The organism is Polyangium fumosum (assembly GCF_005144585.1).
In the GTDB taxonomy this organism is placed as follows: Bacteria; Myxococcota_A; Polyangia; order Polyangiales; family Polyangiaceae; genus Polyangium; species Polyangium fumosum.
Genome location: NZ_SSMQ01000080.1, coordinates 48,730 through 57,642, shown reverse-complemented (window position 1 = coordinate 57,642; position 8,913 = coordinate 48,730). Strand labels below are relative to the sequence as shown.

At 64.1% G+C, this 8,913-nt stretch carries 8 protein-coding genes; 4 read left to right on the top strand and 4 right to left on the bottom strand.

Annotated elements, in window-relative coordinates:
• The 4 genes from E8A74_RS44000 to E8A74_RS43985 all read left to right on the top strand — a co-directional run.
• Positions 1-1,553 (top strand): tyrosine-type recombinase/integrase (locus E8A74_RS44000; protein ID WP_211365601.1); only part of this gene is annotated, 1,553 nt, incomplete at its 5' end.
• A 631-nt stretch (positions 1,554-2,184) separates the two neighbouring features.
• Positions 2,185-3,003, top strand: a complete 819-nt coding sequence (locus tag E8A74_RS43995; RefSeq protein WP_136935149.1) for a hypothetical protein — start codon at positions 2,185-2,187, stop codon at positions 3,001-3,003.
• A 4-nt stretch (positions 3,004-3,007) separates the two neighbouring features.
• Positions 3,008-3,913 carry an MbnB/TglH/ChrH family RiPP precursor modification enzyme gene (locus E8A74_RS43990; protein ID WP_136935148.1) on the top strand — a complete coding sequence of 302 codons (906 nt, stop codon included), beginning with the start codon at positions 3,008-3,010 and terminating at the stop codon, positions 3,911-3,913.
• Entirely contained in the window at positions 3,910-4,986 is a 1,077-nt protein-coding gene (locus E8A74_RS43985; RefSeq protein WP_136935147.1) for a hypothetical protein, read from the top strand. The genes E8A74_RS43990 and E8A74_RS43985 overlap by 4 nt, the downstream gene beginning before the upstream one ends.
• A 210-nt stretch (positions 4,987-5,196) precedes the next feature.
• On the opposite strand, the gene E8A74_RS43980 is transcribed toward E8A74_RS43985, so the two are convergent.
• The 4 genes from E8A74_RS43980 to bioB all read right to left on the bottom strand — a co-directional run bounded on the left by E8A74_RS43980 (position 5,197) and on the right by bioB (position 8,861).
• On the bottom strand, positions 5,197-5,904 hold the full coding sequence (locus E8A74_RS43980) for a phosphatase domain-containing protein (RefSeq protein ID WP_136935146.1): 708 nt from the start codon (positions 5,902-5,904) through the stop codon (positions 5,197-5,199).
• A 141-nt stretch (positions 5,905-6,045) separates the two neighbouring features.
• A complete protein-coding gene (locus tag E8A74_RS43975; protein ID WP_136935145.1) occupies positions 6,046-6,459 on the bottom strand; it encodes a GFA family protein in 414 nt (137 codons plus the stop codon).
• Positions 6,460-6,534: 75 nt separating this feature from the next.
• Positions 6,535-7,194 (bottom strand): GIY-YIG nuclease family protein, encoded by a 660-nt coding sequence (locus tag E8A74_RS43970; protein ID WP_170229841.1) that lies wholly within the window; start codon positions 7,192-7,194, stop codon positions 6,535-6,537.
• A 659-nt stretch (positions 7,195-7,853) separates the two neighbouring features.
• On the bottom strand, positions 7,854-8,861 hold the full coding sequence (gene bioB / locus E8A74_RS43965) for a biotin synthase BioB (RefSeq protein WP_136935143.1): 1,008 nt from the start codon (positions 8,859-8,861) through the stop codon (positions 7,854-7,856).
• Positions 8,862-8,913 lie beyond the last annotated feature (52 nt).

The window sequence follows — 8,913 nt, the reverse complement described above, 5'->3', positions numbered from 1 at the left end:
CTGCATCGTCATTGATTGGAGTTTGGAACATGCCCAGGGTAGCAACAGGCAACGTTTACGAGCGGCGCGGCAAGTGGTTCGCGCGGCTCACGATCGGAGCGAAGAAGCGGCAGAGCTTCATGCTCGATACCTGCAAGGACGAGGCAAGCGCGATGTCTCGCCTCGCCATTTTGGCGGAATTGGCCGCGAAGCTCCGCAAATGCGGACGCGACGACATCGCACCGGACATCATCAAGCGCGCTGCGGTGCGTGACGGGAAGGCGCTGGACGAGGTGCGCAAAGCCGTGGACATGATCGCGTCAGGGCAGGTGGTACAGAAGAACCGCACGCCGACGATCGAGGAAATCGGCAGGCGGTGGACGAGCGGCGAACTGGCGGATCTTCATCCCGACCGAGTCAAGCGACGACGAAGTGCAAGAACCAACAGGTACGTGCTCGACAGGTACGTCTATCCGATGGTCGGGGACGTGGCGATCGACAAGTTCACTCTCGACCACGCGGAAGCCGTGATGCGGAGCCTGCCCGCGAGTCTCGCGCCGAACTCGCGGCGCTCCGTCGCGCAACTCGTGTATCGGATCTGCTCGCTGGCGGTCCTTCCCCTGCGCCATATCGCCGTGCATCCGCTCCCGCGGGGATTCGTGCCGCGGTATCAGACAGGAAAAGCGAAGGGCTGGCTCTATCCCGACGAGGACGCGACGTTGCTGGGCTGCACGCAGGTTCCGCTTGAATGGCGGTTGTTTTACGGCTTCCTTCATCGGGAAGGGATGCGCCGCACGGAAGCCCTCCACACGAGGTGGTCCGACATTGACCTGGACCTCGGAGTGATCGTGCTCGACGTGAACAAGACGGACGAGCCCCGCGCGTGGGCATTGTCGCCTGGGGTCGTCGCTGCGTTGCGCGCCTGGAGAGATCACTGCGCGGCGAGAGGCGTGCGCGTGTCAGGAGACGCGCCCGTCTTCGTGTACGACGAAGGAAGCCAGAAGGGACAGCGGCTTGCCATGAGCGACACTGCCGGCCGGTTCCGCGGACATCTGGAGCTGGCAGGCGTTCGCCGGCCGGAGCTGTTCGCGCGGACGGAGACGAGGATGCGGATCCGGCTGCACGACACGCGGGCGACATTCGTCACGCTGGCGCTCGCGAACGGACGGACGGAGGCGTGGGTGCAGGACCGAACGGGGCACAAGTCAAGCGACATGATCAACCGCTACCGACGTGCCGCACGCACGGCGGCCGAGCTCGGGCTCAAGGAGTGCCGTCCGCTCCATGAGGCGATTCCCGAGCTGGCTCCCCGGATGGGCGCCGAGCAGGCCCGTACGAAGGAAAGGGCGGCGGAAAGGGCACCACGCTCGCGGCGGGGGACCCCTCTGTCTGTCGAGATCCAGCCAAGATCCGCGGGGTTGGCGACCCCGGGTCAGGATGATCAGAACTGTTCCCCGAGGCGAGCTCGCTTCGCGATCTCGCAGAGCATCGAACCGTTCGATGCTCTAGCAACCCGAGCCCGACGGGCGCCGCGAGGCCCGGCGCGCGATCCGGGCCTCAGGAATCGAAGATGACGAGCGTCGCGGCGTCTCATGTCCGAGCTGCCTCGCACCCTCAGCGACGTGCTCGACGCGAAGCGGCCCACCCGGCTGCACGAACCTCGCGCACCCGCCGTGAGAGCCGCCGCTCGCTGCCGTTCCCGAGGAGGCCGCCGAGGCCGTCCTTCAAGAAGGGCGGCCATGAAGGCCTACGGAGGATCCCTATCGGCAAAAGCCGTCGAGGCCAGGCGCCCAACCAATCGTAAAACTTGGGAACAAGCACCGCATCCGTGCCCCGAAAATTTCGGAGGATGAGGCTGCCTTCGTCCTTGACGAAACAGGCGACGGCTCGATGAATCGAATGCACCTACGAATTCGCGAAATGAATCGCGCATTTCAAAGGAAGGCATCCACATGGCCACGCACAAGAGCATTTTCCAGATCAAAGAGGTCTCGACCAAGGTGAACGCTGCGGCAGGGACGCAGAAGACACTCGACTGGGAATCCTGCAAGTGCGAGTGTAAATGCAAGTCGTTCAACAGTTGAAAGGGAGCTAGCGTAGCGTCGTGAGGGGAGCGGCTGCGCCCTGGACCTGCCGCACAATGCGTTGCGCGACACCATGAGGATGCAGCCGCTCGTTCCTCCTCCGAACTGGAAGAGGTGGCTCGTGAGCCTGAGCGAGATGCAGCATTACCTCGTCCGCCTGTACACGGACGATTGTTTTCGGATGTTGGCCCAGATCGCTCCAGAAAAGACGCTCCCCATGTACGCGCTCTCGCCTGAAGAGAGCCGGGCTGTCACGGAGATCGACCGCGACATGCTCGAAACGTTCGCAGCCTCTTTGAAGGGAAAGCGACTCGAGCGGGTCCTGGAGAACTACGCGCTCTCTGGCCGCCTCGTCCCCGCTGCAATGGATCGTTATACCGATCGATTTTACCAGCTCTTCCCGGCGAGACCTCATGCCTCCACGCAGGAGTACCTCGTCGACTTTGGCACGTTTCTGGAAGAGGCGCTCCGGGGGGACGAGGATGTCCCGACATACGCCGCGGAGCTCGCCCGGTATGAGCGCCTCTTTTGCGCAGCCGGGTTCCCCCCGACGCGAGCGGACGAGGACGTCGAGGACGCAGGGGCGCCCGCCGGCGACATTCCAATGGCCGCCTGCCCCGCCGTGAAGAGCGGCGTTTATTTTGGCGAATTCGAGTACAACATCACGGACATCGTCGCCTCGCTGCGACACGATGAGCTCCCCAGCCGCATCGAAGAGGCCCCGGGTTGGATCGTATTCCAACATCTGGCAGGGTCTTCCTCTCCGCGCGTCTTCGAGGTGAACCAGGCTCTGGGGAGCCTGCTCGACCTGTGCGACGGCGTGAGGACCGTACGAAGCATCGTCGCTGCGCTCGAACATCAGCTTGCCATCGAAGGCCTCACGGAGGATCTGATTCAGGCGCTGGGACACATGGCGTCGATGGGGATTCTCAGGAGCTAAAGCAATGTCGCAGTCCTCCACGCATGCGATCCCCCACCTCGGCTCCGGCCTCGGATTTCGGCGCCGCATGAAATCAGACATCCTGGCGCATCGGAGCTCCATCGATTTCATCGAGGTCACGACGGAGCATTTCATGACGCCGCGCCAGCTCGACGAGCTCGCGGCGCTCCGTGTCCTCCTGCCCTGCGTGCCGCACGGGCTCCAGCTCTCGGTCGGTTCGACGGCGCCGCCTACGACGGAATACCTGCGGTGTATCAAGAGAGTTCTCGAAGTGACCGGCGCTCCCTACTACAGCGATCATCTAGCGGTCACCTCCGCACCAGGCATCGATCTCGGACACCTCTCGCCGGTCGCGCTCACCCGAAAGAGCCTCGAGAGCGTCGTGCGCAACATCTCGACCGTACAGGACCATACGGGCAAGCTGTTGATTGTCGAGAATATAACCTATTTCTTCGACATCCCTGGAGGCGAGCTCTCCCAGGCGGATCTCTTGAACGAAATCGTGGAGCGCACGGGTTGCGGGCTCCTCCTCGATGCGACCAACCTGTACACCAACGCGACCAACCATGGTTATGATCCCATTCACTTCCTCGAACAGATACCACTCGACAGGGTCATCCAGGTGCACATGGCCGGCGGCGTTCGGGCGGACGGGCTGCTCTTCGATTCGCACTCCCATGCGGTCGAAGAGGGGAGCTGGGACGTGCTTCGGGCGCTCGCGCTGCGGACCGACATCAAGGGCGTGATCATCGAGCGGGACGACAACTACCCGCCGATAGAGGAGCTGCTCCTGGAGGTGACCCAGGCGCGGGATATCCTGGAGACGGCGCGCAAGCAGAGAGAGGCGGCCTCGCGGCTCGAGTCTCCAAGGCCCAATGTTCCACGCGACGCCATGGAGGGAGTCCCATGAGCGAAACGCTGCGCAGCGTTTTCCCTCCAGTTTACTGGAGCTTCCTGCCCTCGTTCTTCACCAAGCCTGCGCCCCGGGAAGACAAGGCCACGTGCGACCGCTGTGCCATGGCCTCGCCCGCTGAGGGCGGCCATGCCTTGCCAGGCGCCATCCATTTTCGTCCCGATGTCAAATGCTGCAGCTTTCACCCCAGGCTCCCCAACTATCTCGTCGGCGCGATCCTGTCTGACGACAGCCCTGACATGGACGAGGGCCGCCGCCGCATCCGCGCCAAGATCGCCGCGCGCTCCGGCGTGACGCCGCAATGGATCTCGCCTCCCGAAAAGACGCAGCTCCTGCTGAAGGCCACCCGCCGCACGAGCTTTGGCCGATCGCTCGTGCTGCGCTGTCCCTATTACGAGGTCGAGAGCGGCCTTTGCACCGTATGGCGGCACCGTGATTCGATTTGCTCCACCTTCTTCTGCCGTTATTCGGCAGGCGCGGATGGCGCGAATTTCTGGACGGCCATGCGCAGCTACCTCTCTCACGTGGAGCGCAGGCTCGCCGAGCACGCCCTCCAGCGCGTCGCGCCGCAACTCCGCGAGCCCGAGGCGACGCCCGGCGAGCTCACCCTGGAGGACCTCGAAGACCGGCCGCCTGCCCACTATTCCGTGTGCTGGAGCGAGTGGGAAGGACGCGAGGAGGAGCTCTATCTCCGCTGCCACGAGCACGTCGCCGCCATCGACCGCCATGAATTCGAGGCCATTGCAAACAATGGCGATGGCCGAGCTCTGCTCGACGAAGCGGTCCGAGCTTACCGGCAGGCCACGGCGCCGACCTTGCCCGACCGCCTCGTGATGAACGCAGCTATGGTCTGCATCCCCGGGGACGGCGGCATGTACGTGAGGAGCCACAGCCGCTATGAAACCCTCTTTCTACCGCTGGAGCTTCAAGAGGTCCTCTGCGACTTCCGGGGCGACCAGACCGTCGCGGAGAACCAGGCTCGGCTGGCGCACGACAAGGGCGTACGTCTCCCCGACGACCTCCTCCTCACGCTCTACCAGGCCCGGATCCTCGTCGCACCATCCCCCTGACTCGAGCAGGCGGTTTCGCGTCGGCGAGCCTGGAATCGTAGCCCCACAGCGTGATGTGCGCCGTGGCGGGCTCGTCGAGCGTCAGGGGCTCGTGCGCCAGCGTGAGGGTCGTCCCCTGCGTGGTTCCCATTCCCTCCGTCCCCTCCGTCCCCTCCGTTCCCCCGCACCCGAACAGCGCCAGACCAGCGAGGATCCATGCTTGATATGTTCTCATTCGCGTGCCCCTTTCTCTTCTTCGCGGCCGGCGTCGTCGGCCGGCGGCTGAACGTTCAACTTCGCCACCACGGCCCTCCTTTGCGAGCGAGACATTCTCGCCAGCGGGCGACCGTCGTGGATCAACGCGATCGCCTCCTCGACCGTGCTCGTGATGCCCCTACGGCACAGAAGAAGCGCGACGAAGGAAGCCGTGCGGCCATGCCCCTGAGCACAGTGCACCAGCACCACGGTATCGGGGCCGATCTCCACGCGGGGCATGTCGTGCACCAGCGGCATGCCGTCGAGATTCGGGAGCGCTTCGTATCGATGGGCGAAACGGTACCAGCGCGGCAGCTCGGCCGCGAGGTCCACCACGACGTCGAACCTCGACAAGTCTGGCCCGAGGAGCGGCCAACGACCGAGGTGGATGTTCGTCCCTTCGAGCCGGCTCACCCGCGGCTCCCGAGAAAAGACCGCGAGGACGATCCAGGTCGTCCAGGTAAAGAACAACCACGGGAGGTTCAGCGTCGTCCAAAACCAGGAGATGCGTCCGTCGCTCGACTTCCCGAGGACCAGATGCGGGCGATTTCTCGCGTACGCGTAGGCGAGCACGACACAGGAGAGGGCGGGCCACAGCAGGAGATGACGCGCGGGATGCGCGAGCAGCGCCACGCATACGCCTTGCGCGAGAGCCAGCAGGAGGAAGAAAAAGACGTACTTCATCGCGCCGCTCGGGACGTCCGGCGAACGAGACGGGGATTCAGTGACGAGCACCCGCCGGAGTGAAATGGGCGCCGGCGCCAGTCGCCTTCAGACCGCCGCCCTTGTCGTGAAACGCCCATTTTCCATGGCTGGATGTGCCGCTCATCCGTTCGGCGGCATCTGGGGAGGAAACGCGTCGTACTGAGGGGCATCTCCCCCGATGTGATCCCAGGGCGCCTTCGAACCGACGAAGATATGCATCTCGATCTGAACGCCGGGATCTCCATCCACGCTGCCGAGCGTCACGCCGTGCACCTTCGCTCCGGACATGCCGCACAGCGTACTTCCGCAGGTCCGGCAGAAGCCCATGCCCCATCCCGGCGTCGTTTCATAGGAGGTGAGATTGTCTTCCCCGCTGAGCCACGAGAAGGACCCCGGCACGACTTCAGCATAAGCAGACCCCGTCCCGCTGAATGCTTTTCTGCAACGCGAGCAATGGCAACAGCGCCCGGGTCCAAGCGGAGCATCGATCTGGTATCGAACTTTTCCGCAGAAACAACCACCGGTGAGCGACATGATCTTCTCTTTGGTTTCCGGCGCCCAACGCACGGATGAGCCGCAGCGCGAAGCACCGCGCGCAGCAGTGCCACGTTAGACAATTGTCATGGTAGCAGCGTCCTCTATCTCGCCGAATGTTCGGCCATCTTGGGCCTTCCAATCCTTACGTCCGTTTCTGGACTGACCCGTGACGAATGCCGCGGCGTAGGATGGCGAGTTGAACAGCATATTCTTCTGCACGACCATGGTCGTGCCGTTGCTCGCGAGATCGCCAGTGGCCGTGGCAGTTTCCCAGAGCTCACGCACGACGCCGGGCATACTAGCTGCCGGGGCAGCAGCAACCTCGGACCCCTTGAGGAGCAAGAATCCTTCATCAACCAATCGTCCCCGAGCATTGTAGGACTTGCCGCTCATGAAAAACTGCACCGATGACAGCGGGGGCGGCTTGGCTTGAAGCCCTTGGATTGCAAGTCGAGAAGTGTCTTCGATCGGCTCCAGCACCGGGTATCCAAGCGTGCCAAGGACGAGGCGCAAGTACTCGAGGAACTCCTCCATCGCAGCGAGGTCGGCGCGAGGCAAGCTTGGTGCTGACGAGCCGTCGACGTTCTCCACCTGGAAGCGACGGACTGCGACGGCCTGCTGGATCAGCCGAGCCTCCAGGAACTTCACATGGGACTTCGTAAGGTTCTCGTCCTTGCTGGAGAATACGACGAGCTCATTCCAGAACTCCTTCTCCTTCAGGTGAGCTTTCAACCGGACGAGGACATTCTCCGCCTCACCGATGTACGTGAGCCCCTCACGAGATCCAGTCGGTCGCGAGAGCAGAAAGTAGACACCTGGCCTCGACACCTCTGCCCAATGTTGGAGTTCCGAAAACCGCGCGCGCGGGCAGGCAATGGCTTGACCGGTCCAATTCACGATTTCTGCGTGGCGGATACCTGTCGAAATTCCATCGGCCAGGTAAATTCGTACACTCTTCCCGTGTGTCATAGGGCATCAGTTGCACGCTGCTGGAATAGGCGCGTTTACAAGGGGCACTCGAATTTCAGCGAGCCACGCATCTTCTATTTCAGGCACCAATTGGTCGACAAACTTGTCGCAGACGCGCCTTGCCGCCAGGTATTCCACTTTCATTGCCTGCGGGGCGGCCTTGGCATTATGGTCAAGCGCACCGCAGCACCGCGAGGCGCGGCTCACCCAATGCTCCGAACGTCGCTGGCGTGAGGGCTCGTCTTTGGAAGCAGATGGTGGAAGTGCGGATGCGGCCGGTGGACTCGACGGGGGCACATCCTGCGTCGCCAGAGTTGATTGACCACCCCTCCCGCTGGGTAGCCCCCTGCGGCCTGATGTGTCGATCGCCAGGCCGCCCGCGTGTCCGCCAAAAGGCTTGACACGCGGGCCCTCGCCCTCCCTCACTCCTCCGCCGCCGCCTCCGCCATCCCCACCGACGGCTTCCTCGCCGAAAGCCCCGCGTCCCGGATGAGCGCCGTGTCCTCGTCCGCCTCCGGGTTCGGCGTCGTGAGCAGCTTGTCCCCGTAGAAGATCGAGTTCGCTCCCACGTAGAGGCACATCATCTGCGCCTCGCGCGACAGGTCCGTTCGGCCCGCCGACAGACGCACCATGCTCTTCGGGAACACGATCCGCGCCGTCGCGATCATCCGGACGAACTCCACCGGATCGAGCGGCGGCAGGCTCTCGAGCGGCGTGCCCGCCACCCGCACGAGCGCGTTGATCGGCACGCTCTCCGGGTGCGGCGTGAGGCGCGCGAGTTCGACCAGCATCGCCGCGCGATCCCGCACCGACTCGCCCATCCCGATGATCCCGCCCGAGCACACCGTGATCCCCGCCTTGCGCACGTTGCGCAGCGTCACGAGCCGCTGGTCGTACGTGCGCGTCGAGATGATCGAGCGGTAGTGCTCGCGCGACGTGTCGAGGTTGTGGTTGTACGCGTCGAGCCCCGCGTCCTTCAGCTTCTTCGCCTGCTCTTCCGTGAGCATCCCGAGCGTCACGCACGCCTCGAGCCCGCGCTCCTTCACGCCGCGCACCATGTCGAGCACCCGGTCGAACGCCGGGCCGTCCTTCACCTCGCGCCACGCCGCGCCCATGCAAAAGCGCGTCGAGCCCGCGGCCTTCGCGCGGTCGGCCGCTTCGAGCACCCCGTCGACGTCGAGCATCTTCTCCGGCGACGTGCTCGTGTCGTGGTGCGACGACTGCGGGCAGTACGCGCAGTCCTCGGGGCAGCCGCCCGTCTTCACGCTGAGCAGCGTGCAGAGCTGCACCTCCCCATCGACGTGGTGCGCCCGGTGCACACCACGCGCGCGGTCCATCAAAGCAAAAAACGGCAGGTCGTGAATCGCGACGACCTCGTCCACGGTCCAGTCGTGGCGGATGGGAGCGGCAAAGGGGTGAGCCTCGGTCATGGCCGGCCGGTGTAGCCGACAAAGGCCCGCGCGAAAAGCCATCACCCCCGCC